Annotated in this window: 22 protein-coding genes, 1 tRNA gene and 1 pseudogene; 15 read left to right on the plus strand and 9 right to left on the minus strand. The window is 52.6% G+C overall.

All coding sequences use genetic code 11. The features are described 5' to 3' along the window. Positions 1-37: 37 nt before the first annotated feature. The gene (locus SH421x_RS15070) at positions 38-937 is read right to left on the minus strand and encodes a YybH family protein (protein WP_488850116.1); all 900 of its coding nucleotides are present in this window, start codon (positions 935-937) and stop codon (positions 38-40) included. Positions 938-1,681: 744 nt separating this feature from the next. Here SH421x_RS15070 and SH421x_RS15075 point away from each other — a divergent pair. The 4 genes from SH421x_RS15075 (at position 1,682) to SH421x_RS15090 (ending at position 4,881) form a co-directional block, all read left to right on the plus strand. Continuing rightward, complete coding sequence (locus SH421x_RS15075) at positions 1,682-2,140, plus strand: SMI1/KNR4 family protein (protein ID WP_488850117.1); 459 nt, start codon at positions 1,682-1,684, stop codon at positions 2,138-2,140. 229 nt (positions 2,141-2,369) lie between these two features. Then, on the plus strand, positions 2,370-2,885 hold the full coding sequence (locus tag SH421x_RS15080) for a hypothetical protein (protein ID WP_488850118.1): 516 nt from the start codon (positions 2,370-2,372) through the stop codon (positions 2,883-2,885). A 399-nt stretch (positions 2,886-3,284) separates the two neighbouring features. Next, a protein-coding gene (locus SH421x_RS15085) for an IS3 family transposase (protein ID WP_488850119.1) occupies positions 3,285-4,465 on the plus strand; the annotation gives its coding sequence in 2 pieces (ribosomal slippage) (positions 3,285-3,552 and positions 3,552-4,465; 1,182 coding nt in all). Positions 4,466-4,548: 83 nt separating this feature from the next. After that, positions 4,549-4,881, plus strand: a complete 333-nt coding sequence (locus tag SH421x_RS15090) for a pYEATS domain-containing protein (RefSeq protein ID WP_488850121.1) — start codon at positions 4,549-4,551, stop codon at positions 4,879-4,881. A 44-nt stretch (positions 4,882-4,925) separates the two neighbouring features. Here the strand turns inward: SH421x_RS15090 and SH421x_RS15095 are convergent, their stop codons facing one another. From SH421x_RS15095 to SH421x_RS15105, 3 genes are all read right to left on the minus strand, one after another. Continuing rightward, positions 4,926-5,768, minus strand: coding sequence for a hypothetical protein (locus tag SH421x_RS15095; RefSeq protein ID WP_488850122.1), 843 nt, complete (start codon positions 5,766-5,768; stop codon positions 4,926-4,928). Between the two features lie 34 nt (positions 5,769-5,802). Further along, positions 5,803-6,219: a hypothetical protein gene (locus SH421x_RS15100; protein WP_488850123.1), complete on the minus strand. Its 417-nt coding sequence runs from the start codon at positions 6,217-6,219 to the stop codon at positions 5,803-5,805. A gap of 103 nt (positions 6,220-6,322) precedes the next feature. Continuing rightward, positions 6,323-7,984, minus strand: a complete 1,662-nt coding sequence (locus SH421x_RS15105; protein ID WP_488850124.1) for a serine/threonine protein kinase — start codon at positions 7,982-7,984, stop codon at positions 6,323-6,325. Between the two features lie 300 nt (positions 7,985-8,284). Here SH421x_RS15105 and SH421x_RS15110 point away from each other — a divergent pair, with 300 nt between their 5' ends. The 3 genes from SH421x_RS15110 to SH421x_RS15120 are packed head-to-tail and all read left to right on the plus strand — an operon-like array spanning position 8,285 to position 9,418. Further along, positions 8,285-8,491 carry a hypothetical protein gene (locus SH421x_RS15110; RefSeq protein WP_488850125.1) on the plus strand — a complete coding sequence of 69 codons (207 nt, stop codon included), beginning with the start codon at positions 8,285-8,287 and terminating at the stop codon, positions 8,489-8,491. A gap of 21 nt (positions 8,492-8,512) precedes the next feature. Further along, the gene (locus SH421x_RS15115) at positions 8,513-8,965 is read left to right on the plus strand and encodes a hypothetical protein (protein ID WP_488850127.1); all 453 of its coding nucleotides are present in this window, start codon (positions 8,513-8,515) and stop codon (positions 8,963-8,965) included. Between the two features lie 6 nt (positions 8,966-8,971). After that, positions 8,972-9,418 carry a hypothetical protein gene (locus SH421x_RS15120; protein ID WP_488850129.1) on the plus strand — a complete coding sequence of 149 codons (447 nt, stop codon included), beginning with the start codon at positions 8,972-8,974 and terminating at the stop codon, positions 9,416-9,418. A 403-nt stretch (positions 9,419-9,821) separates the two neighbouring features. Here SH421x_RS15120 and SH421x_RS15125 read toward each other — a convergent pair whose 3' ends face one another. Together SH421x_RS15125 and SH421x_RS15130 are read right to left on the minus strand one after the other, a co-directional pair. After that, positions 9,822-10,343 (minus strand): GyrI-like domain-containing protein, encoded by a 522-nt coding sequence (locus SH421x_RS15125; protein ID WP_488856438.1) that lies wholly within the window; start codon positions 10,341-10,343, stop codon positions 9,822-9,824. A gap of 711 nt (positions 10,344-11,054) precedes the next feature. Beyond that, entirely contained in the window at positions 11,055-11,969 is a 915-nt protein-coding gene (locus tag SH421x_RS15130; protein WP_488850130.1) for a formylglycine-generating enzyme family protein, read from the minus strand. Between the two features lie 311 nt (positions 11,970-12,280). On the opposite strand from SH421x_RS15130, the gene SH421x_RS15135 reads away from it, so the two are divergent. The 3 genes from SH421x_RS15135 to SH421x_RS15145 all read left to right on the plus strand — a co-directional run bounded on the left by SH421x_RS15135 (position 12,281) and on the right by SH421x_RS15145 (position 14,441). After that, a complete protein-coding gene (locus tag SH421x_RS15135) occupies positions 12,281-12,721 on the plus strand; it encodes a transposase (protein ID WP_488850131.1) in 441 nt (146 codons plus the stop codon). 278 nt (positions 12,722-12,999) lie between these two features. Continuing rightward, entirely contained in the window at positions 13,000-13,473 is a 474-nt protein-coding gene (locus SH421x_RS15140; RefSeq protein ID WP_488850132.1) for a hypothetical protein, read from the plus strand. A gap of 536 nt (positions 13,474-14,009) precedes the next feature. Next, on the plus strand, positions 14,010-14,441 hold the full coding sequence (locus SH421x_RS15145; RefSeq protein ID WP_488850133.1) for a hypothetical protein: 432 nt from the start codon (positions 14,010-14,012) through the stop codon (positions 14,439-14,441). Between the two features lie 1,069 nt (positions 14,442-15,510). Here SH421x_RS15145 and SH421x_RS15150 read toward each other — a convergent pair. Beyond that, a complete protein-coding gene (locus SH421x_RS15150) occupies positions 15,511-17,106 on the minus strand; it encodes a M20/M25/M40 family metallo-hydrolase (RefSeq protein WP_488850134.1) in 1,596 nt (531 codons plus the stop codon). A gap of 266 nt (positions 17,107-17,372) precedes the next feature. Here SH421x_RS15150 and SH421x_RS15155 point away from each other — a divergent pair. The 3 genes and pseudogenes from SH421x_RS15155 to SH421x_RS15165 all read left to right on the plus strand — a co-directional run. Beyond that, positions 17,373-17,461: transfer RNA gene (locus SH421x_RS15155), tRNA-Ser, on the plus strand. A gap of 252 nt (positions 17,462-17,713) precedes the next feature. Further along, positions 17,714-17,977, plus strand: a complete 264-nt coding sequence (locus SH421x_RS15160; protein ID WP_488850135.1) for a hypothetical protein — start codon at positions 17,714-17,716, stop codon at positions 17,975-17,977. Between the two features lie 49 nt (positions 17,978-18,026). Next, positions 18,027-18,140, plus strand: a pseudogene (locus SH421x_RS15165) (XdhC family protein); the annotation flags it as partial. A 54-nt stretch (positions 18,141-18,194) separates the two neighbouring features. Here SH421x_RS15165 and SH421x_RS15170 read toward each other — a convergent pair. After that, positions 18,195-20,627 (minus strand): phosphoketolase family protein, encoded by a 2,433-nt coding sequence (locus tag SH421x_RS15170; protein ID WP_488856440.1) that lies wholly within the window; start codon positions 20,625-20,627, stop codon positions 18,195-18,197. Further along, on the minus strand, positions 20,621-21,721 hold the full coding sequence (locus SH421x_RS15175) for an acetate/propionate family kinase (protein WP_488850136.1): 1,101 nt from the start codon (positions 21,719-21,721) through the stop codon (positions 20,621-20,623). Before SH421x_RS15175 ends, SH421x_RS15170 begins: the two co-directional genes overlap by 7 nt. Before the next feature lie 438 nt (positions 21,722-22,159). Between SH421x_RS15175 and SH421x_RS15180 the strand changes: the two genes are divergently transcribed. Both SH421x_RS15180 and SH421x_RS15185 read left to right on the plus strand, forming a co-directional pair. Then, a complete protein-coding gene (locus tag SH421x_RS15180; protein WP_488856441.1) occupies positions 22,160-22,714 on the plus strand; it encodes a CheR family methyltransferase in 555 nt (184 codons plus the stop codon). A 27-nt stretch (positions 22,715-22,741) separates the two neighbouring features. Continuing rightward, positions 22,742-23,755, plus strand: coding sequence for a response regulator (locus SH421x_RS15185; RefSeq protein WP_488850137.1), 1,014 nt, complete (start codon positions 22,742-22,744; stop codon positions 23,753-23,755). The last annotated feature ends 41 nt before the right edge of the window (positions 23,756-23,796 follow it).

Consider the following 23,796-nt stretch of genomic DNA (forward strand, 5'->3'; position numbering starts at 1 on the left):
GATGCGTTGAGAAAATCCGAAAGGTCAGGTCGCTCGGTTATTTCTCGCTTAGGTTTCGTTTGACGGTCACCGGGTCGATATTGGGCAACAATTCTCCGCCTGCGATTCGCGAAACGGTTTGCCAGGTAAACGTGTCGTCATCCAGTTTGGTGATCACGTTTACCGACGCGGATTTGCTTCCATCCGGCGCGACGCCGCTGACTTGAATATGCCAAGCGTTCCCTTTTTTGCTCCATTTCCCTTCGCCGAATCCGCCATCCGAGTCAAAAACCCAAGAACGAATTTGCTTGTTAGCCGGATCCCAACCAACGATCTGCATTCCCGACATTTGAATTTGATCACCGACAGTGATCGCAAACATGCGCGTGATGAAATTTCGGTTCTTGGTCCATTGGCAAGTCGTTTCGACCGTCGCTTGGTCGTCTTCATCGACCCACGATCCAATCATCCATTCCAACTCTTTCAGCCGCTCATAGTTGGAGTGTACTAGCGGAATCTCTTCCTCGGTGATGCGATCCAACAGCCACTTGCCATCGCGTTTGACGTAGATCGCCGTGTACTCTGACTGTTCTGGCTCTGCTTCGGCGCGGATCACTTGCGCCGATCCAAATTCAGCGGCCACTGTGGGCGAAATGAATTGCACGGAATTGGTGTTGACGCTAATCTTGATCCCTTGGTTCGCCGCAAAGATCGTCGTGAACTGCGACTCGATCGCTTCACGGCCAACGACTTGCTCTCCACTGGCGGGATTCGTATATACCGCATCTGCCGACCACATCGCAGCCAACGCCTTGGCGTTGCCAGCATTGAACGCTTCCGAATATTCCTGGACTGATTTACGAATCGCCGCTTCGTCACTCGTCTGATCTGCTACAGCAGGTAATGCAAGACTGGCGAACCAGAAGATTCCCGCGATGAGAAGAATGGGGCGTTTCATGAGCAGGTTCTCCAATAGAACGAATGGCTGATGTTGCTGGGGCGGCTGACACTCTCCGAACGAATATGTACTACCGATTCGCGACGAGTCGGACTTGCGTACAAGTTTCGACCGAGCGGTAAGAGTCTCTCCGGATAGGCTCTAAATCGAAACAGGCGATGAAAGCACGCTGGGATGAGTAGGAAAACTTAACGCCGCGATTCGCCAAGCGATTGCCACACCCTTTCAAAAAAGCGTTTCGAAGCGCTGGCGATGCAATGTCCACCATGAGAATAGCCAATTGCTGAAACAACAGTGGATGCAAACGCTCTAGGTCGACGTAACCCGTCAGTCATCAGAATATCGCCGATGGGATCTGAATTACAATCTCTGGGAGCCAAGTTTTAGGAGATTGGGCCTAAGCAACTTCAGATTGTTGATCGCGGCATCATCTACGGTTCGTCACAGACGTCAATTTGACAGTGTCAAGGATGACCTAATCGCTGAATGGGAACGCCAGACAGGGCAGAGTTGGCCGCGGTACACTGAGAATCTTCCGAAGAAGAACGGAAAACCAGGGTTCTCTCGACTGAAAGGCGACCCATACGATGCCCACCATGTAATTGAGAACGAACTAGGTGGTCCTGCGGAGTGGTGGAATATTCACCCCGCTCGTTTTCCGGGACAGCATCAAGGCGGAATACACCGCTCTGGAAGTCCATTGCGGCAACTGCTGGAGAATATTGATTGACCAAGGGAAATCACATGTTTCATTTTCTGACAAGAATTATGCGAGACGGAACTGGGGAACCAGATTTCCCCAACGTCCGTTTCCCAGTTTCTGCCGAAGATATCGAGAGTGCAGAGCGTCGAATAGGAAACCCCTTTCCTGAGCAGCTACGAGAGTTTTTCAACGAGATTGGAAGCGGATTCTTGAAGGCTTCGCAAAGCGATACGTCAAGAACCGGTTTCAACTACATCAATCGATTTCTTGATCCTGATGAAATCGCGGAACTGTTCCTTGGCGAAGACGAGGACATTTTGCCAAGCGAAGGTTTCGACGATGGGGAACTACCTTTCTTTGAGGTTGGCGATCGACTGTATCTCGTAATGCGAGAAGGCCAAGTTTGTTGGCCGTTTGGTGATGCAATCAGCGAAAACCTTCTTACATTCGTAACCGAACTGGCAAACAACCCAAGGTTCTATCACGAAGTCGCTACTTAAATGCCTTCGGCTTCTGCATCACGATCTTCGCAGGCTGTGCCGGTTTGAAGGGCTGAAGGCGGGGTGGCACAGACGAACAGCCCATTTTTCGCGTGCCACTGGCCCCTTTCAGCCAGTGTCTTCTCTTTCTTCCTCCTGCTTCGCAGTGAAAGAAAGCAACAGAATCCAATCCCATTTTTTTTGACTCGGCTGCCCGGTTCATCGGGAACATAATAGAATGAGAGTCGCTATGAGTAAACAAATTGGTATCTTCGCAGACGATGTTGACTTGAATGAGCTGCTTGCCTTCGCCGAGCAGAAAGGATTCCTTTTGCTTCCTGATCTAATTGAGACAGGCGATGAGCCAGATGGAGTGCTACCAACGACCATAATTGATGGTGCTCCCCACAATAAGTGCTTTCATCTCTTGCCCTTGTCAATTTCTCCAGCAGAGGCGTTCTATCGTGAGGTTGGAGATGAACCAAATATTTCTCGATTGATGAAAAATATGTCGCCCGTGACCGAAATTCGTCCGTGCTGCCGTGAAGGCGACAAACTGTCGGATGGACGGATTCACTTTATCATGGACAGTCATGTTTCCCACTTCGAACAAGGTGAAAAGGGATACGAGCAGATTGCTCGGTTTGTCCGCAAATGGAAGAAGACCACACAATACCGTTTTCACGTTGGGCCGCATGCAGCGAATGAAGTGGCAGAAGGGCGTCTGAAGCTATTTCACTGGAACGAGGAGTTGGCGATCGCATAAATCGTGCGTATGTCAGGCCGGTTTGATCGGCTGGAGTTTCGCCGTTTGAGTAGACTTCCAAGGTTTGAACATCGGCACGCCTGCCAGCGGCGGCTTGGGCTTTTTGCTCAAGCTCTTGTTGACCGCTGAATCTCATGGCAACGGATTTCTCTTCGATAGCCCGATGATGGCGTTCTTGTCATAGAGCCACAAGCCTTTGCATTGCCGCCGCGCTCGCTCTAACAGCCATTCGTAAAACGTCTTCATGCTGGAATCCACGCTGAGGCTGGTCCTTTCCCGCTTAAAGAAAAAGAACCGGGCAAAGCCGATGCAGGGGCCAAGGCGACCATGGCGTGCTCCCCAAGAACTGGTCCATGTGTTATGAGAGTCTAGAGGCCGATTTTGGCCAAGGAGACTCTGATGACGAAGAAGCGTAAACGGCGTTCGCCGGAACAGATTGTGAAGGCCTTGCAGGAAGGTGAGGCGATGTTGGCGGCAGGCAAGTCGTCTGCCGAAGTTTTTCAGGCTTTGGCGATTAGCGAAGCGACCTGGATGCGGTGGAAGAAGCAGTTTGGCGGGATGAAGTCAGACGAGGCGAAGCGGCTGCGTGAGTTGCAGGTAGAGAACCAGCGACTGAAAGAGTTGCTTGCCGAAGCGGAGCTCGACAAGCGGATTTTGCGAGAGGCGGCCGAGGGAAACTTCTGAGCCCGGCTCGGCGGCGCGAGACGGTTCGACATGTTCGCCAAGCGTGCGACATTTCGGAACGGCGAGCTTGCCGAACGCTGGGCGTCGCACGCAGTTCACAGCGTTATACGCCTCGCGACGACGCGGAAGAACAACGCTTGGTCGGTCGAATTTTGGAATTGGTTCGTGAGTTTCCTCGTTACGGTTATCGCATGATCACGCGGCTTTTGCGGCAGGAAGGTTGGCAGGTGAACTTCAAACGCATCTATCGCCTGTGGCGTCGGGAAGGGCTGAAAGTGCCGGTAAAACGAGCGAAAAAGCGACGACTCGGAACGGTGGATGGCGGCATCACTCGCCGTCAGGCCGAGCGGCCGAACCATGTTTGGTCGATCGATTTCATCTTCGATCGCACCGAGAACGGTCGTCCGCTGAAGATCCTTTCGCTGGTCGATGAGTTCACGCGAGAATGCATCGCCTTGGAAGTAAATCGCAAATTCACCGGCGATCATCTGGTGGAACTGCTTGCCGACTTGTTCGCGATCCGCGGCGTGCCTGAGTTTATTCGTTCGGACAACGGGCCGGAGTTCATCAGCCGTCGCGTGCAGAAGTTCTTGGAGAAGATCGATGTCGGCACGTCGTACATCGAACCGGGCAGTCCTTGGCAGAACGGTTACGTCGAGAGCTTCCACAGTCGTCTTCGCGACGAATGCCTGGCGTGCGAGCTGTTCGCCACGCTGGCCGAAGCTCGCACCGTCATCACCGCCTGGAGACAAACCTACAACCACCGCCGCCCTCACAGCAGCCTGGGCGGCCAGACCCCCGCAGATTTCGCGTCGCAGTGGCCTGCTTCCGTTCCGGCTGCGCCTGCACTCCAGCAGTCCACTGCGATTCCTTTTACCCAAACCGAACTCTCATAACGAGTGGACCAGAAAATGGGGGCATTCCAGTAGACAATTGGACTCAGAAGCGCGCCGATGAATACGCCAGAGTTGATGGCTACATGCTGGTTCATGTGTACCGCCCATCAACAGACCGAGACCAGAAATTCGACATCTTCTTATTCATTGTGCGACACGGAAAAGCAACTGCTGGGCCGCCGAAGAGGCATTTTCAAGATATCGAAAAAGCCGAATTCTACTTTGGTCATTCCTGGGGCGACGAAGTTTACCCAGTGATGAACACCCATGACATAATCGGCATCCGTACACATGCTTGGGGAACTTTTTTAGCCTGCTGCAAAGTCACCTTCAGGGACGCCCAACGCGATCCAATCGTTCTGTTTCGCTACGTCGACTTTCACATGCTTCAGGATAATCCAGACTCCGATTCGTAATCCACGCACTGAAATCCGAAGCCATCCACCAAGCCTCCTTCCAGCTAATCGGGGAGGATACGATTTAACGTCTCACGCAAGTCAGGATAGTTTGCTCGCAGAAGTTCCAGCCATCGGTTTATCAGGCTTCCTCTTATCCATTTTTTCGACGCATTCACGCTGCTGTCGATTGCTACCAACTTCAAGTTTGGATACCAAACCTCTGACTCAAGGGGCACGTCAATCCAAATTCCGCCACCACTCACGCCGTGAAGCTTCAATTCATCAATCTTGATTTCTTTGCTTGGCATAGAAGGAGTGTCAAGTTTCGAAAGTTGCATGTCATTGTGGGGATCGAAGCTTGCAAAAAGATCACTGTCGCAAATGGCTCTCTGGGTTTGAATCGGCCACTCTGAACGTGGAAGCGTCACCGTGAAAAACGTAATCGAGCGATGATCGTGGATTGCGTTTGAAACACCATGTCGGAGATCGACACTAGTCGATTCGACTAACTGGCCGGGAAATCCTGCCAGAATAGCATCCGTTTTGAGATGATCGAAATCCACGCAGAGTTCATTCTCTACAACAAAATTTCCGCCCATTGCAGCGGCATCACATTCATCAATTTCAAGAAAGGCTACGTCGCCTTCCTTGTCGGCAAGTCGCCGTGCGAATTTGGTGACGAAACTATTCCCAGCTTCGCTAGGAATGAGTGCGCAAATATCGTTATTGGGCTTTAAGACATGAGCCGCAGTTGCGAGAAAGTAGCGATTTCCTAGCTGAACTTTAACAGCTGTCCCGCCGTTGCTTTGGTCCGTGAGATCAACCAATCGAATGATCCGACAGCGAGCAAAGTGTTGTTTCGCTAGATTGTCAAGCGTTGGATGTTGCGAGCCGGTTTCGTTCACTTGAAATCCCTCTGCGATAAAGAAAATGGACTAGCTACTCAGCTGGGAGCAGGCTCAACCACTTCAAGACCGCAATCAGCATCTGAATGTAGGTGACAATAATCGGCAGCCCAACAAACACGACCAGCAGTGGAACAGACCAACGGCGACTGCGAAACCAAACTTCCAGTTCCTTCCAGTAATCGCGTGGCGGATCAGGTGCGCCGAGTTGCTCCGCAGTCGACAAGAGGTTGGCTTCGATTCGCCACTGTTCACCGCTGCGAGAAATTGGCGAAACGAGTTCGTAGCGCGAGAATCGATAGAGAATCGGCGAGAGCGTCTCTAAGGGTAACTGGGTTTCTTTCGAGAGATCATTGATTGTGAAAACCTTGTCTAGCTGGTCGTAGTGCCTAACTAGAACTTTAATTACGAGCGCGTCATCGTGGCTGAACTCGACAGTTGAACCAGGCATCTACTGTTCCTCAAGTCATCTGTTGCTAGTCCACTCCCGACAAGAGAGTCGCCCTTGCGTTCTGCAATATGCATCGAAAGCCGCTCTCGAATCGGCAATTGCCCTAGAAAATATGAAATTGGGCTCGAAGCTGATTTAAAAAATTGTCGTATTGAGCAACAGCAACTCGAAGCTCTTCCAGATCACCCCTGAAAAAGCCTACCTGAAGGACTGGCGAGCCGGAACTACTAACCCTTTTCAAAAATTCGGCTCCAAGGTCAACGTCGTCATGCCCTCGCCGCTTGTTCCGCCAAATAAATGAACCATATGGCCCCCATGAAGAGTCATCGACTCTAACTCGCCTAACCATGCTTTCCGTCAGTTGACTGTCGCCATAGGAATCAACTAAACCAAAGAAATATTCAAACCTGTCGAATTCCAACACAAAATTGCTTCGCAATAATGTCAATCCAGACATGGCATTGTGCATGACATCTAGCAGTCGATCAGAAACAGGCGTGTAGGCAAGGCCATTGTCTAGCACGGCCTTATTCCATGCGTCCCTTGCTTCCGCCTTCCAATGGCCAAGTTCTGAGGCAAGCAATCGCGGGCGTTCCATGTGAAGGTATTGAGATCCTCGCAAAAGAACTTTCAACGTAGCGTATCTGTCGTTCCAAAATGCCCCTAGGCCAGCAGCGTAGAGCATTAGAAGGGGAGGGTACTTCCGGAGGTCAAGAAATGCAGTTCGACCGCCCCAACTTTTGTGATCTTCGTAAACATTGGCGACCGTTTCGATACATTCGCGCCAAAGTCGGGCATGTTCCTCGGTTCCCCAGAACGCACCGGCTGCCAAAGCGGGCAACAGTGGCCCAATTGTCTCCTCGTAATCGCTGACCCTCGCCTTATAGTCCTCCTCGCTAAGATTTCCGGCCACCTCGAAACGATCACTCATAAGCTCATCAGTAACTGCCTTCACCTGTCGCATCATTAGGCTACGCAGGCTTGCTGGCTTATCTTGCTCAATGTAGTCCTGGACTTTTTGTGTCAGTTCGGCTGCCGATTCAAGACCAATCGAATTGCCTATTGCAACGTGATAGGCCATCGGCTGTTCATCGTCAAAGAAGGATTCAAGCAGGGTGCGAACTTCACTCAGCGAATCTGCGTTTCGGAAGTTTTGATCGATCGTATTGATGCGAATGCTTGAAAATCGAGCATGTTGCAGAATTTGAACGGCGGCCCGCTTCAGAAATGCAAGGTCGCCGCTAACCGTTATCTTCCTTGAATAAGTCGACAGATTTCCGAGCGAATGATCTTCCGTGCCATCCATATCGATAATTTTGGGGCGGCAATCTGGCATTAGAATAATATTCCCTGCGTGCAAATCACCGTGAACCATGCCGCTTACGTGCATGTGTTCCAATCCATCAAGAATACCAGCGCAAACCCTCTTTGCCTCCTGCTCGCTAAAGCGCTCTCCTTCCAAACGTGCGCCCAGGGTCTCGCCTTCAATCCATTCCATAACAGCAGCGGGAAGATTCTCTCCCATACCCGGAATCGTAACTCGCGTAACGCCATGAATTGTAACAATGTTGGGGTGACCATCAACCTTTGCAAGTGCCTTGGCGTGATCCACAACGTTAGCGTAGTCGAGCCGATCAGGCTTGATAATCTTGACAGCGACGACCCGATCTATTGCTACCTGACGAGCCTTGTAGACCCTGCCATAGAGGCCGCTATCAACTGACTCCAGAATCTCAATCTCAATCTCAACTTCTGTTCCAGGCATAGCGGAGTTCTCGCGACGAAAGGTGATCAGGAGGCCGCATTCTACACGGAGTATTAGGCAACGAGCAGACGAACCATACACAAAAATTAAAAATCGCAGCGGGGAGCCACCTTGTGGAAAAATCGTTTCTGAAGTTCGATAGCCCTCTTTCTTTGAATTGGTACAATCGGTCCATTAGCAATCTCAGCGAAAGAGGAACCAATAAGTATTGGCGACAATTCCAAAGGAACTCTACGCGAATTGGCTCAAGCCGTTTTTGAGCTAAGAGGTTGCACTTTTAGAAGATGAAGGAAATGCTTCATGGCAATGAAGAAGATAAGCTCCGTTACTGGCATGGGCAGCGATGGTCAGCAGTACACAATTCACGGGTATGCCCTGAACGGCGAAGCACTCGCGTCCTATGCAGAAACAAGTGACGGCATTGAGGTTCAATGTCGCCGAGAGAAGCCGTTAGAATTTGAAATTCCCGACACTGGCGTAGTCATTCGTTGCTCAAATCAAAGCTAGATATGTCACGGGAACAAAACAATGAAACCGCAGTTAGTCTCTCTCGGCATGGCGCTTCTTATAGGTTGCTCTTCAGCTGGTCCGGCTCCAGAGCAATCAGAAGAAATTCGACTCACGGAGAGTTGGAACGACTTCCTCCATGACGCGAAGTCGAGAGAAGAGGACGCGAGGAACAACTATCTTAAGCGATGGCGTGCCGCTAAAGATGTCAAGGTTCAGTGGGGATCAAGCGACCTGACCAGAACTGGTTCCGTCACCAGTCCCTATGTTGGTGAGGTGGATCTCACTATTCTTCTCACTGACGAATACGGTACTGGTCGATTTGACTATTCACTTGAATTTGAGCCGAACGGATCTCTCTGGAGGTACAAGAGGGGAACAAAGCAACGGTTCGACAGGACCATAACCGACGACTCTCCAATAAATTATCCCGGCCTGGAAGATGAAGTGCGCATGTTGTTTCAAGGGATTTGACCATCCGTGAGCGAAGAAGAACTACAGCTTGTTGCAAGTCTTGCGACTGCGTTCCGGTCTGCTCTCGATAACTGCCACTTTTCATTGCCTCCCATCTCCTTCCGGCATTTTCCACGAGGGGCGTGTGGGGATGCCTGCGAACTGCTCGCAAAGTATCTTTTCGAGAATGGCAGCAGCGGATGGGAATACGTCTGCGGGCGGCGCGGTGATAATTTCCACGCTTGGCTTGAGAAACTAGGCGTGATCGTAGATATCACCGCCGATCAGTTTCCGGAAGTTTCGTCGTCGGTATTGGCGATGTTCGATAGCGAATGGCATAAGAGTTTTCACGTTAGTTTTCGCCATGCAGCCGGCGCTACCGAGGCAATCCCAGAGATTGATCGCCAATTAGATGTGGCGTATAGAATGATATGCGATGAAATCGAACGGCTTGGTCCTCCAGCCTCTTCATGAGTTGAAGCGACTCATGGGGCATTCGCCCGCTATCTTGTCGATGATCTTCGCCAAACTTTAGTGCCATTTAGTGCCACGCAAAAATGGTCCCCGTAGGCCGCCGATAAATCGGCGATAGGCGGTCACTCGATGGCGTGATCCACCCGCTGGAAACTGTCCCCAGTAGCCCATAGAATAGGCCGTCGCTTGGCGGCACTAAATTTGGCACTAAAACAGGGTCAAATGGGGTTAAATTGGGTCAAAACGAAGTGCGTTTGAGCCGAGAAAATAGGCGTATTTTTGCGAGTAGATGCAAGTTTGACGGCGTCCCCAATTGAGCTACGGAGACTTGAACCGACGATTATAGCCCTTGTCTTGGGTGAGCGGGAAGCGGCGGGGCGAAAATCGCAGGGAGAGGGCTTTTCTACTCGATGGCGACAAAAATCTCGACCAACTCGGGCGATTGCTCGTCGTAGCGCTCGAAATCGGTTGTGTAGGCTCGGCGGTGTGGGCTGCTGGGGAAGTACGCGGCGATTTGTCGCCAGGCGTCGATTACGGCTTGGGGTTGTTGACCGTGAGCTTGGAATTTTAGGTACTTGCCTGACTCGATCGTTGCCGTCGCAAGTTGATCGTTGGTCACCTGATCGACGACGCCGCCAACTAACAGGACATAGTCTCCCTGACTTTGCTGTTGATAGTTGTAGTAGACAGCGTATCGCTGCGAGGGGTTCGGCAGGCGGTCGGCGATTTTCTCGGCGAAGTAGCGCTTGTAGAGGCTGCTGATTTTGCCGGTCAGTGAGTTTGACTCGGCGGGGTGGCACAGACGAACAGCCCATTTTTCGCGATAGGGTAAGGAAGACCGTTGCCGGTCTCCCTCCCCTCCGAACCGTGCGTGCGGGTTTCCCGCACACGGCTCTCCGGTTGATGGTTTTACCTCGAAGAGGATTGACTCGCTAAGGCATGGGCAGTTGCTAGGCTGAACAGTCCTTGCTCGGCGAAGAACAAGTTGGTGTAGCGAACGTTGTCGCCTCCTTTCGCTCGGCCGCGGATGCCGCGGCGCCTACGTAGAATCGTACGCAGACGCATGCGGATCCAACCGTCGAGACCGGGGAAGGCGGCGGCGGGGTGGCACAGACGAACAGCCCATTTTTCGCGTGCCACTGGCCCCTTTCAGCCAGAGTCTTCTCTTTCTTCCTCCTGCTTCGCAGTGAAAGAAAGCAACAAACTCCAATCCCATTTTTTTGACTCGGCTGTCCGGTTATTTTATCTTCCTATTTATGGACGACCAAGCGCCGCAGCGAAAACGAGTCAACCTCTTTCAGCCCGCGGTGATCGAAGCGGCCATCGACTACATTCATGAGAACCCCGTCCGACGCGGGCTCTGCCAACGTGCCGTCGATTGGAAATGGTCGAGTGCTCGGTTTTACCTGGACGGGATCGTTGATCCTCGCCTGCCAAGAATAACCTTTCCACCAGCAGAACTGTTCGATAATTTCTGGAGTGCAATTGCCGCACTCGGAGTGAAGACACTGGCTCTGGCCAGTGCCACCCCGCCGGCTGCGAAGATGATGCTAAATTGAAATCGTTACCGGCGTTGAGTGGCACCCGAAAAAAATGCCTGTTGGTCAGTGCCATCCGGCCGCAGGACGCTGTATTCCTATTTCCCGTTACGCTCTCTGTGAAACGCTGACGATTTCTTTTCCGCAACTACACGAAAGCCTACATACTCAAACATCTGAGCTGGATTGTTTTTATTGCGGCGTCCTGATCTTGCGTCTGAAGCCGCATGTGCCCACGAGCCTCCGCGAACAACTCGATTAGTTCCTTCATCAGGTCCCTGCGGATCTACTAACTCACCTTTCGCATAATAGTCAGCGGCATACCAATCCGAACACCACTCATACACATTCCCATTCATGTCGCATAAACCCCACTGATTTGATGGATACGATCCAACCTTACTCGGATATCCCTCTCGCAGCAAACGCAGTGAATCTCCGTTGAATTCCTGTAAATTGGCGACCTTTGCTTTGCTCGGATCGAAATCATCTCCCCATGGATATGTGGTCGCTGTTCCCGCCCTGGCGGCATATTCCCATTCTGCTTCCGTTGGCAGGCGATACACGTACTGCGAGTCATGGCGCGTGCACCACTCGCAAAAAGCGACCGCCCCCTGCCAAGATATGTGGACGGCTGGCTGCTCGTTGCTCTGAGCCAAATTGCAGTCAATTTTGAGCTCAAACTTATCTCCCGCCCTTTTGAATTGGCATTCGGGCAGGTCAAGGAAAAACCACTCTTGCTCTACATTGGCATCGGCAGAATTAATCCACTCCAACAACTGCGCGAGAGTCACTTCATATTTACCCATCCAGAAAGCACGCGGGATCGTGACACGATGTGGAGGTTTAGAATCTATAAATCTTCCACCCATCTCAAAATTTCCCGGCTTAATTTCGACAAACCTCATGTTCAATATGTTCGACCCTTTGTACTCACTTTGAGCGTATGAATCAACAATGCTGCAAGTCAGTAATGCCACAACGGCAATGCACAGTGCTTTCGTGTCGCACATGAAATATGATCCTCCATCACCTATTATATACGCATGTTGTTATATTGGTGTTACCAGGGCAATCGAGATCGAGCGGCGTCCTTCGACAGCCGAGCAACCACTAAAAACCGGCGGGGTGGCACAGACGAACAGCCCATTTTTCGCGTGCCACTGGCCCCTTTCAGCCAGTGTCTTCTCTTTCTTCCTCCTGCTTCGCAGTGAAAGAAAGCAACAGAATCCAATCCCATTTTTTTTGACTCGGCTGCCCGGTTATTTTATCTTCCTATTTATGGACGACCAAGCGCCGCAGCGAAAGCGAGTCAAGCATTTTCATGTTCCAGGGCATTCGACCACTGCTGACTAATGATGCTTGGCGAACCATATTGGCTCGATCGATTGACGACGCCTGTCGAGCAGAGTCGTGCCAATTGATCGCGATGGTTTTTATGCCGGAGCATGTTCACCTGTTGGTGTTGCCTGTGATCGCCGAGGCCAGCATCAGCCGGCTGTTGCAGAAAATCAAGCAGCCGACATCTTGCCAAATCAAGACGATGCTCGTTGACGCTCGTTCACGATTACTGGATGAGCTGACCATCCAAGAGCGGCCGGGGAAACGTTGTTTTCGCTTTTGGCAGGAAGGATCTGGTTATGACCGCAACCTCTTTCAGCCCGCGGTGATCGAAGCGGCCATCGACTACATTCATGAGAACCCCGTCCGACGCGGGCTCTGCCAACGTGCCGTCGATTGGAAATGGTCGAGTGCTCGGTTTTAGCTGGACGGGATCGTTGATCCTCGCCTGCCAAGAATAACCTTTCCACCAGCAGAACTGTTCGATAATTCTGGAGTGCAATTGCCGCACTCGGAGTGAGGACACTGGCTCTGGCCAGTGCCACCCAAAAATAATGCCTGTTGGTCAGTGCCATCCCGCCGCACTCCAAATGGCTCAGTTAATCTTGGTGACAATCTTACGCCAGCAGAAGCGTGGGAGGCATTAATGAAATGGTCGGAAAAACAAGGACGACTTCGGTCAGATCTAGGAAGTAAGTGAAAATGAACGATATCCACCTGAGTGTACACGGATTTGGAATATTCCTTTATTCCCCTTTCGCCGTAGAGCAAATCGCTCCTCACGCGAATTTCCTGGAACAGAGTTTTTCTTCGCCTGAGCAAGTACTTCCTTTTGTTTACGAGGGGACTTTGGTTGCGTTTCAAACTGGCGAAGGATTTTACCGGTTAGGATTTCGTCAGGGCTACCCTGAAGAGCATTTCCCCCACATGCTCCGACTGGCAGTTCTTGTGAAGGAAGGTACGCTTTGCTTCCGAGATCTCTATGACCTCTATGACTGGAATCCACAATGTGCTACGGATCAACAATTGAGCGTCGAAGACGGATACTATCACCTCTCTGTGTGCAGTGGCGGCGATTTCTCGCAAAACGAAGTCGATATCTTTATCTATCTCAACCGGCTTGAAGAAATGCCGCCACTCGAATTTCGTAACAATGTGCCTGTCTTGTTTGATTGACTACAGCATGCAGGAAAGGAAAACGGCTCCCCCCCCGAATGTCACGGGCTTAAAGTCTCGACCCCCAGGATGCGGCGACAGGCGGGGGATGCTATCGCAAGATCTTGCGATAGCATGTCATGACTACTGCAATTTAAGCGGGATGATTTGAAAAGACGGCGGAGCTTCGCTGAATTGGTGGTGTAACAATCACTGTTTCAGGAGGCCCCGCCGTGTCCGATCAGTTTAACGCTTCTGGAATGCCCCCATTTTCTGGTCCACTCGTTATGAGAGTTCGGATTGGGTAAAAGGAATCGCAGTGGACTGCTGGAGTGCAGGCGCAGCCGGAACGGAAGCAGGCCACTGCGACGCGAAATCTGCAGGGGTTTGGCCGCCCAGACTGCTGTGAGGGCGGCGGTGGTTATAGGTTTGTCGGCGGGGTGGCACAGACGAACAGCCCATTTTTCGCGTGCCACTGGCCCTTTTCAGCCAGTGTCTTCTCTTTCTTCCTCCTGCTTCGCAGTGAAAGAAAGCAACAGAATCCAATCCCATTTTTTTTGACTCGGCTGCCCGGTTATTTTATCTTCCTATTTATGGACGACCAAGCGCCGCAGCGAAAGCGAGTCAAGCATTTTCATGTTCCAGGGCATTTTCATGCGTTGACCTTTTCTACCTATCGTCGTCGACCACTGCTGACTAATGATGCTTGGCGAACCATATTGGCTCGATCGATTGACGACGCCTGTCGAGCAGACATGCAGAAGGCTTCCATTTCATTTTTGTATCGGCTGAACGATTATCTTATCGTCTTGCACATCACCGTGCAGAGCAAGTTTGACCACGACAGTTCCGAAGCTGTGGGAATGGCCATGAGCTTGGAGAGTTTGGGTTTGGGGCGATTGGTTGACTGTCGTCCGCTCTCGTGCTCACGCAACGCCGTGGCCATAGAACCCGGCGTTGGCAAAGATTGCCGCTTGACAAAGTCTTAGCATTTTGTTATTATCTATTCATACATTTAAGCTCGCCGTACGGTTGGTTTCGGTTTGGCGGTGCTTTGTCGTTGAAGCTCGGTAACTTCGGGAGAGGTTACCGAGGTCGTTTGCTGCGCCGATTGATTATTTAGCTGAATGTGCGGCAGATCGGCCGGGCGCTAGAGGTGCGCGTCTGGGGAGGGGACTTGATTGGACAGGGAAAATGCAGCGCTGTGGTTGCAGATTCGACGCGAACCATGGTGATCAGATTTGGATCAGAAATGTCCACACAAAAAAAACGCTTCCGGTCCGGTCCTTCGAACTCGGTCCTGTCCCCCTGGAGAGGCCAATGACTCATGCCGAATAACCAATGTCTAACTCAGAGAGAAACCCCAGCGACGATGTGCGGTATTCGAGCTTCTTCATTGACTTGCAAACGTATTTCCCTCGCTCGCGCGTTCGGGCTACGAAGATTAGAGACATACAAAAAAAGTAACGCGGTCCAGTCCACAGTCCACAGTCCGGTCTCCCAGAAAAAAAACGACGCGGAGTCCAGTCCGGTGTCCTGTCCTATGCGGGAGACCAACTAATCATGTCGCCCCCCCATTATCTAACTCGGAGACAATCTCTAGCGACAATGTGCGGTATCCGTGCTTCTTCATTTATTAGCAAGCACGTTCCCTCGCTCGTGCGTTCGGGCCAGGAAGAAAACTCGCAACGCAAAAAAACGACGCGGTCCAGTCCGGTCCGCTTTCCGCTTTCATTCAACTTCGTCATTAACTTGCAAACGGACTTCCCTCGGCTTGCGCGGTTTGAGGTTGCGCTATTTGGCGGGGCTGGAAAAAATCGAACATGGGCTACACGGATTAATCTTGGATAACACGGCAAGAAAGCCAAGATCGCTGAGCGTCGATAAATCCATTTTCAATGAGATCAAAAAATTGCCTTGTCGGAGTCCATTTCGATCCCAACGCTGTTTTTTTTACCACGTCTCTGTCTTTCTTTCCTTGGCATCCATGTTCCATTCTTCATGAACTACCAACAAGCGAAACCCAAAACTCAAGCTGGCTTGCGAAGAAAAGATAGCCTACTCTGAATCCGGCGATTCTGCCGTCGGCGTTTCTTCCATTGGCGGCGTTTCGACCGGCGGGGAAATGCCGAGGATTGGATGGAGCTTGGACGTGTCGACTTCGATCGTGTCAAGTCGGCCCAGACGCTCGACGACTAATCGTAGCGGTTTGTTAAAGTCAGTCACCAGATCGAAGAACTGTTGGCCAGCGTTAAATTTTTGCCCATTGACTTCGTAAACGCGGTCGCCGGTTCGCAGGCCGGAAGCCGACGCGAGCGAGCCTGGGATGACGGCCGTCAGAAACATCATGTCAGGATTTGCATCGTCTGCGCGCCAGCGAATGCCCAGCGGCGACGGTTTTTCGTTCAGTGTCAGCGGCAGTTCGAGCGGGCTTTCCTCTGCTTCACGCTCTACGGTGATGGTGGTCGCTTCGGGCGAGGCTTGGACGTTGATCAAAAATTGCTCGACCGTATTGATTGGTAAGCCGGCGAATTGGACGATTTTGTCTCCGCTGCGAACGCCAGCCAGTGAAGCCGGCGACGCCGGGACGACTCCTTTGACGATCAATCCGTCGATTGCGTCTGCCTCGGTAGTCGCCCAACGAATCCCCAAGCGCGAGCCGCGGCCGATGTACGGCGATTCAAACTGGCGACGTTGGGCAGGCCCTTCGCGACGGGCCCAATCGCGAAACTTGCGCGGCGTCGCTTCGTTGGCCAACTGCCAAGTCAGTTGAAACGCCATCCGCGCGACCGACTGGGCGCCGTCAAACGAGATCAATTCGATATCGTCTTGCGGGCGATGGTATTGGTCATGCAGCCCGGTGTGCAGCATGATGTAGGGAATGCTCCGCTCATAAAACGGATGGTGATCGCTATTGGGCTTGATTTCCCAATCAAAGTCGAGCGCGAGCTGGGTCGCTTCGTTGGAGCGCGTCAGCAGGCTGCGCAAACCTTGCGCGGTGCGACCGCCAGAAACTTCGACGCGGTCATTCCGCAATCGACCGATCATGTCGAGATTGATGTAAAACTTGATGCGCGACAGTTCGATCGTTGGATGTTGCAGCCAATGCTTCGAGCCGAGCAGCCCCTTCTCTTCACCATCCCAAAAGGCGAACAGGATGGTGCGCTGCGGAGGTTCGGCCAGCTTTTGAAACGCCTGGATCACCTCCAACAAGCCGGAGGTGCCGCTGGCGTTGTCATCGGCCCCATTGTGGATATATCCGGTCGGCCCCAGGCTATTGGTCGAGTTCCCATAACCGACGTGATCGTAATGAGCGCCGATGACAATCACTTGATTGGCCAGCGCCGGCTCTTTGCCCGGCAGGACCGCCAGAATGTTGCGGTACTCGCCGCCAAACAATTGAAAATAAGTGCCGTTATCGCCGGCCGGCTTTAAACCAGAGGCTTTGAGAAGGTCAACAATGTAGTTGCCAGCCGCACGGCCCCCACGACTGCCGGCTTCGCGTCCTTCAAAGGAGTCGGCGGCGAGGGTCTCGATATGACGTTTAATTTCGTCGCTTTGGATCGAATGAAGCGCTTCGCCCAACGCCGCTTCTCCGGCGGTCGCCAGCGACGAAAGCAACAACAAAACAAGAATCGAAGTTAGGCGAACCACGGTGCAGCTCCCAGTGCAAAGCGAGAAAATCTGCCCCGGTACTTCTGAAGAAAATAGATTCGCCAGGAACAAGGGCAAAGATGGGATCGAAAAATCGCCCACCGTACTTCACATTTAAGCCTATTTACCGGCGGTTTCCTCCCCAATAGGCGAAATTTGTACCGATTACTCCCACAAATCCGCCCAAGCCAACCGAACCACCCGCACGAATTCCTGCTCTCCCCATTGCCGAAACAGAGGGAGAAAGTTAATCTGTTCGTTCGTCAGGAGAGGTGGCAGAGTGGTCGAATGCGCCGGTTTGCTAAACCGGTGAACGGGTCAAACCGTTCCACGGGTTCAAATCCCGTCCTCTCCGCTTAAGAAAAATGGCTCGCCGTAAGGTCTTGGTACTAAAGACTTTCTGGCGGGCCTTTTTTTTTGCCTAATCAATTGGGTCAAGATTGGGCCAAAAACGGAGAAATCCGTGCGGTCGGTTTCTCGATATGATTCTTCGTTCTGAACCGAAACCTCTCTCAAAAACAACACGATCAGCTCGACGTCCGGCTGACGATCCGCCGAATTAAACGGTCGCGGCGCAAAGCTGGCGACGGTTTAGGCCAGCGATTCCATGCATGTTCAGCCAGGCGACGCCGTTGTGACTAGGGAAGACGGATCTTTGGAGTGGGAATTACACCACGGAATCGCCAACGCCGAATACGTGGTCAACATTATCCGTTCTCATTTATCGGTCGCCGAAAAGAGTCACGCGCTGGAGTTTCGTGACTCTCACGGCCAGCGGATCGCCGCGGCGATCGAAATCCTGCGACCTCCGCAAGATCTGATCCTGTTTGGAGCAGGCGATGACGTTATGCCTGTTGTCATGTTAGCGTAGCAGCACCAATGGCGCACGACGGTGGTTGGACACCGCCCTGAACTGGCAAATGCAACCCGCTTCCCGGGGGCAATCAATCACGCCGGAGGAAGCCGCGAGAATCCGTTCACCCATTGGTCTTGATATCGGCGCTGAGACGCCGATCGAGATTGCGACATCCATCGTGGCTGAATTGATCGCTATGTCGCATGATCGCCGCGGGGGGCGCTCGCCCACATCAGTTTCCTTGGTTCGCAGTCCACTTCCAGTTTTTAACCTCCGGCAGATCATCCCCTACTTCGCGAATATAGTCGCTGTGTTGAGCCAATCTTCGCTCGATTTCGCGGGTAAACTGATCGACGTCGCCAGGAAAGTTGGAGACGTGTTCTAGCACGCTCAAGACCAGGTGAAACCGATCCAGTCGATTTCGCACGACCATATCAAACGGCGTCGTCGTCGTTCCTTCTTCGCAATACCCGTGGACATGAAAGTTGTGATGGCCGGTTCTTTTGTAGGTAAACTCATGAATCAATGAAGGATACCCATGATAGGCGAACACCACCGGCTTATCGGGCGGGAACAGCTGGTCAAAGGCGTCGTCACCCAAGCCATGCGGGTGCCGCGTCGCCGGCTGAAGTTTCATCAAGTCGACGACATTCACCACGCGAATCTTCAACTCTGGCGATTGACGGCGCAAAATACTGACCGCGGCCAAGGTTTCTTGCGTCGGCACATCACCGCAGCAGGCCATTACGACATCCGGTTCATGTCCGACATTGCTAGCCCAATCCCAAATGCCGATCCCTTTGGCACAATGCTCGGCCGCTTCATCCATCGAGAGCCATTGCAGCGACGGCTGTTTGCCGCACACGATCACATTGACATAATCGCGGCTGCGCAGGCAGTGATCGGTCACGCTTAACAAACAATTCGCGTCCGGGGGCAGATAGATACGTACAATTTCCGCCTTCTTGTTCGCGACATGATCGAGGAACCCGGGATCTTGGTGACTGAATCCGTTGTGGTCTTGCCGCCAGACATGGGACGACAATAGATAGTTGAGAGATGCGATTGGAGCACGCCACGGAACTTCTTTAGAGACCTTCAGCCATTTCGCATGTTGATTGAACATCGAGTCGATGATGTGGATAAACGCTTCATAGCAATTGAAGAAGCCGTGTCGGCCGGTCAGCAAATAGCCTTCGAGCCAGCCCTGGCATTGATGTTCGCTCAGCATTTCCAGAAGTCGTCCATCGGCGCCGAGATCCGAGTCATTTGGCTCGGTCTCGGCCATGAAGCAGCGACTAGTTTCTTCCAACAGAGCGTTCCAGCGATTGGAGTTGTTCTCGTCTGGGCTAAAGACGCGAAAGTTCGCTTGTTGGCGATTCAGTTTCATCACATCGCGGATAAAGGCTCCTTGCGTGCGAGTCGCTTCCGCGAGAGCTTCACCTGGCGCCGATACGCCGACTGCATACTCGCGGAAATCAGGAAGCGTCAAATCAAGCAGCAGTTTTCCGCCGTTGGCATAGGGACTTGCTCCCATCCGCAATGCACCTTCCGGTGCTAGTTCTGCAATCTCAGTGAATAGTTCGCCATTTGCATCGAATAGCTCATCCGGTCGATAGCTCTTCATCCACTGCTCCAGCAGCTGCAAATGCTCCGGCTGATCGACGCTCTTGATCGGAACCTGATGGCTGCGCCATGTCCCTTCGCACTTCTTGCCGTCAATTTCCTGCGGGCAGGTCCAGCCCTTGGGAGTTCGCAGCACGATCATCGGCCAGACGGGGCGTTTTACGACGCCTTCGGTTCGCGCCTTTCGTTGGATCTCGTCAATTTCCTCCAGACATCGGTCGAGCGTCTGCGCGAACTGCTGATGGACCTCGAAGGGATCATCCCCTTCTACGAAATGCACGCGATAGCCGTAGCCGCTTAGCAGCTTGGTCAGTTCCTCCTGGGGAATGCGGGCTAGAATGCATGGACTGGCAATCTTGTAGCCGTTGAGATGCAGGATCGGTAGGACGCAGCCATCACGAGCCGGGTTCAAAAATTTGTTTCCATGCCAGCCGGTCGCCAGCGCGCCCGTTTCTGCTTCACCATCCCCAATCACACAGGCGACAATGAGTTCCGGATGATCAAACGCGGCGCCAAACGCGTGCGAGAGAGAATATCCGAGTTCGCCTCCTTCATGGATCGAACCCGGCGTCTCGGCCGCGACATGACTCGGGATACCCCCGGGAAAACTAAACTGTTTAAAGAGCCGATTCAAGCCTGACTCATCCCGCGAAATTTTCGGATAGATTTCGGTGTAGGTTCCTTCCAGATAAGTTTGGGCGACCAGTGCAGGTCCCCCATGGCCTGGCCCAGTAATGAACAGCATCGATCGTTGGTCGCGCTGGATCACTCGGTTCAAGTGAACGTAGATCATGTTCAAGCCGGGACACGTTCCCCAATGTCCCAGCAGGCGCGGCTTGACGTGTTGACGATCTAACGGGCGCCTCAATAACGCGTTGTCGAGCAGATAGATTTGGCCGACCGAGAGATAGTTTGCGGCTCGCCAGTACTGATCGATTCGCTCGACTTCGGTTTCGGATAGGCTTTGAGCGGTCATTGAAAATCGCCGTTTGGAAGTTGAAGGAGTATCGAGATAAAATTCAACAAAGGATTTCAGGATTCGGCCAGTTGAAACAGACTACGAGCAATCTCCAGTTCTTCATCCACCGGGATCATCCAAATTTCGCTGGCCGATTGATCGTGAGATATTCTTCCCCCGGTTTCAGCTTCGCTTCGCGAATTCCGCGTCTCGTCGAGCCGTAGTCCAAGTCCGGCGAGCCCGCGCAGCATCCGGTTGCGAAATGTCGGTGAATTTTCGGCCAGTGCGCCGGAAAATAGGAGCGCGTCGCAACCTCCCAGGACAGCGATCATTGCGCCGATGTATCGTCGACATCGATGTCCATACGCTTCGAGCGCCAGTTCTGCACGAGGATCGCCGTTGGCCGCCGCCGGTTCCAGATCTCGAATGTCCGCGCTAAGTCCAGAGAGCCCGAGTAAACCGCTGCGCCGATTCAAAAGATCTTCCACCTCGTCGCAGGATAGTCCTTGACGAAACAGTTCGATCACGATGCCGGCGTCGAGATCCCCACAGCGAGTCGACATCATCATCCCTTCCAAGGGAGTAAAGCCCATTGTCGTGTCGACGCTGCGTCCATCCCGAATTGCGCAGGCGCTGGCGCCGCCACCCAGATGCACTGAGACAAGTCGCAGACCAGTAGCGACTTGACTTGTGCGACGGCAGAACTCTCCAACGACATTGCGATGGGCGAATCCATGAAAACCCAATCGGGGAAATCGCTTCGCGTAGCCTTCTCCCAGCGGATAGCAGGCGACGGCGTCGGAAATTGTCTGATGAAACTGCGTATCGAAGGCGGCCACGACCGGTGTTTGCGGCATCGCGGCTTGAGCAGCTTCAATCACTGCAATGTCGGTAGGTAGATGCTGCGGATCGAAGCGGACGAGCTCGCGCAGTTCATTCAGTAACCCCGGCGTGACCAACTCGGGTTCGAAATGGCGGCCTCCCCCATGCACCACGCGAACGCCAATCTGATCGACGGTCGCTGCGAATCCATCTTGTAGGAGCCGTTTCGCGGCGGTGACAATTTGATTCCCCTTCACGCCATCGATAAATCCAGAATCGAGAATCGCTTCACCCGATCCAATCAGCTTGTATTTCAGGGTGTTACTGCCGGGATTGAGCGCTAGAACGTTCATCCGTCTTCTTCCATTCGGTGAGCCGGGCGAAAAACCAAGTCGCCCATGGGTCGCTACAGCCCCGTAATAACAACCACGAAAAGTTGAGACGAGCATCGCCCATGCAGGATTGATCACTGATCAGAACCTGCGAATCTCGTACCGATCTCGACATTCCCTTCTGACCGCTACCGAAATTAGTTGAACAAAAACAAAAACCCGCCATGATCGTCGGTGTAAAGAGAAGACCAGCGACGACAAAAACCGTAGACAGCAATCGATGCGGTGGAGAATCTATTTTTAGATGGACGAGAAAAAAAATCGCAGCTGCCGATTTGGGAGAATGACCAAGACTTGCAAGCGGACGTTCGCAACTTTCTCCAACAATTATTTGGGCAATTGCGCGCCCGTATCGGCCGAGATTTTGGGCTCTATAAGCGGTCGACCGTCCTCTGACGAATCGCGCGGCGGATGCAGTTTAATCACCTGGAAGAGCTGTCGGACTATTTGAAGCTGCTGCGTAAGAAGCCCGAAGAAATTCAATTGCTGGCCGACGATTTGCTGATCACGGTCACCAATTTCTTCCGCGACCGAGAAGTGTTTCAAAAGCTCGAGGAAGAGGTGATTCCCAAGCTGTTTGATAACCGACGTCCTGACGACAGTATTCGCATCTGGTCCGTTGGGTGTGCGACGGGAGAAGAGGCGTATTCGCTGGCGATCTTAATGCTGGAAGAAGTGAAACGCCGGCAAACCCCTTTCGCGCTGCAGATCTTCGCTTCTGATCTGCATGAACATTCTCTCAAGTCGGCGCGTGAAGGCTTTTATCCCGGAGATATCGAAACAGACGCCACGCCGGAACGACTGAAGAAGTTTTTCGATCGTGTCGACGGCGGTTATCGCATCCGCAAAGAGGTGCGCGAGATGGTCATTTTTGCACCGCACAACCTGCTGAGCGATCCCCCGTTCTCCCATATTGATTTGATTGCGTGTCGAAATGTCATGATCTACTTGTAGCGTGAGGTCCAGCATGACGTCATCGCGTTGTTTCATTATTCTCTGAATCCAGACGGTTTTTTAGTGCTGGGAACCTCAGAGACGTTGGATGCGTCAGAGCTTTTTCGAACCGAAGACAAAAAACGATGTCTCTATCGCAAACGCAATGTGGTAGGACCTGAGCCGAGACTACCGGTCTTCCCTCTGTTGCGAGCTCCCCTGTTGATGCCGCCCCAAACTGACGGTCGGGGTAGTGAAGCAGTCACTTACGGCGTCCTTCATCAGCGTCTGGTAGAGCAATATGCCCCTCCGAGTTTACTCCTTAGTCCGGATGAAAAAATTGTCCATCTTTCGGCTCACGCGGGACGTTACCTTGTTCATCCGGGAGGAGAAATCACTTCTAACATTTTTAAGCTACTGCGTGAAGAATTGAAGCTTGAGCTTCGTTCCGCACTTTCGGCCGTTCGTGAACAGAAACTTCCGTTCGTTTCGAGGCCGACATCGGTTGACTTTGAGGGGGACGTTCAGCCGGTCATCCTGCATGTACGTCCTTCCCTAGAGCCGCATCAAGACGGCTTCGCGTTGATCATCTTCGATGAGCGCCCGGCGCCGACAACACTTTCGTCGGGGAAGTCGTCGCGCAAGCGTCCTCCGACCGAAGGGACCGAAAATGAGGTGATTCGCGGACTCGATTCGAAACTGGATGTAACGCGCCGACGCCTGCAAGACATTATCGAAGAATACGAGACCGGCCAGGAAGAGCTGCGAGCGTCGAATGAAGAACTGCAGTCGGCGATCGAAGTCGCCCAGCATTTTCTTCCCGATGTCATTTTGATGGACCTGGGAATGCCAAAGATGAATGGCTACGAAGCCGCAAGTCATATTCGTCAGCAGACCTGGGGCAAACGGATCAAGCTGATCGCACTGACTGGCTGGGGACAAACGGACGCCCGCCAGCGGTCCGCCGACGTTGGATTTGATCATCATTTGGTGAAGCCGATCGAGCCAGAGGCGCTGCGCGAATTGCTCACATTGGTCAGCGCCTCCGCAAGGCCCGACTAGCAGTCTCGCCAGATCCGTTCGTCAAACAGAGCTGACTGCGC

The organism is Blastopirellula sp. SH421 (assembly GCF_057808535.1).

What these genes read in the sequence shown, in the direction of transcription:
- SH421x_RS15090 (WP_488850121.1), top strand. Translation starts at nt 4,549, where the DNA reads ATGCTGGTTCATGTGTACCGCCCATCAACAGACCGAGACCAGAAATTC.
- SH421x_RS15105 (WP_488850124.1), bottom strand. Translation starts at nt 7,984, where the DNA reads ATGCCTGGAACAGAAGTTGAGATTGAGATTGAGATTCTGGAGTCAGTT.
- SH421x_RS15070 (WP_488850116.1), bottom strand. Translation starts at nt 937, where the DNA reads ATGAAACGCCCCATTCTTCTCATCGCGGGAATCTTCTGGTTCGCCAGT.
- SH421x_RS15140 (WP_488850132.1), top strand. Translation starts at nt 13,000, where the DNA reads ATGAACGATATCCACCTGAGTGTACACGGATTTGGAATATTCCTTTAT.
- SH421x_RS15130 (WP_488850130.1), bottom strand. Translation starts at nt 11,969, where the DNA reads ATGTGCGACACGAAAGCACTGTGCATTGCCGTTGTGGCATTACTGACT.
- SH421x_RS15160 (WP_488850135.1), top strand. Translation starts at nt 17,714, where the DNA reads ATGCATGTTCAGCCAGGCGACGCCGTTGTGACTAGGGAAGACGGATCT.
- SH421x_RS15110 (WP_488850125.1), top strand. Translation starts at nt 8,285, where the DNA reads ATGGCAATGAAGAAGATAAGCTCCGTTACTGGCATGGGCAGCGATGGT.
- SH421x_RS15080 (WP_488850118.1), top strand. Translation starts at nt 2,370, where the DNA reads ATGAGTAAACAAATTGGTATCTTCGCAGACGATGTTGACTTGAATGAG.
- SH421x_RS15175 (WP_488850136.1), bottom strand. Translation starts at nt 21,721, where the DNA reads ATGAACGTTCTAGCGCTCAATCCCGGCAGTAACACCCTGAAATACAAG.
- SH421x_RS15100 (WP_488850123.1), bottom strand. Translation starts at nt 6,219, where the DNA reads ATGCCTGGTTCAACTGTCGAGTTCAGCCACGATGACGCGCTCGTAATT.
- SH421x_RS15115 (WP_488850127.1), top strand. Translation starts at nt 8,513, where the DNA reads ATGAAACCGCAGTTAGTCTCTCTCGGCATGGCGCTTCTTATAGGTTGC.
- SH421x_RS15135 (WP_488850131.1), top strand. Translation starts at nt 12,281, where the DNA reads ATGTTCCAGGGCATTCGACCACTGCTGACTAATGATGCTTGGCGAACC.
- SH421x_RS15075 (WP_488850117.1), top strand. Translation starts at nt 1,682, where the DNA reads ATGTTTCATTTTCTGACAAGAATTATGCGAGACGGAACTGGGGAACCA.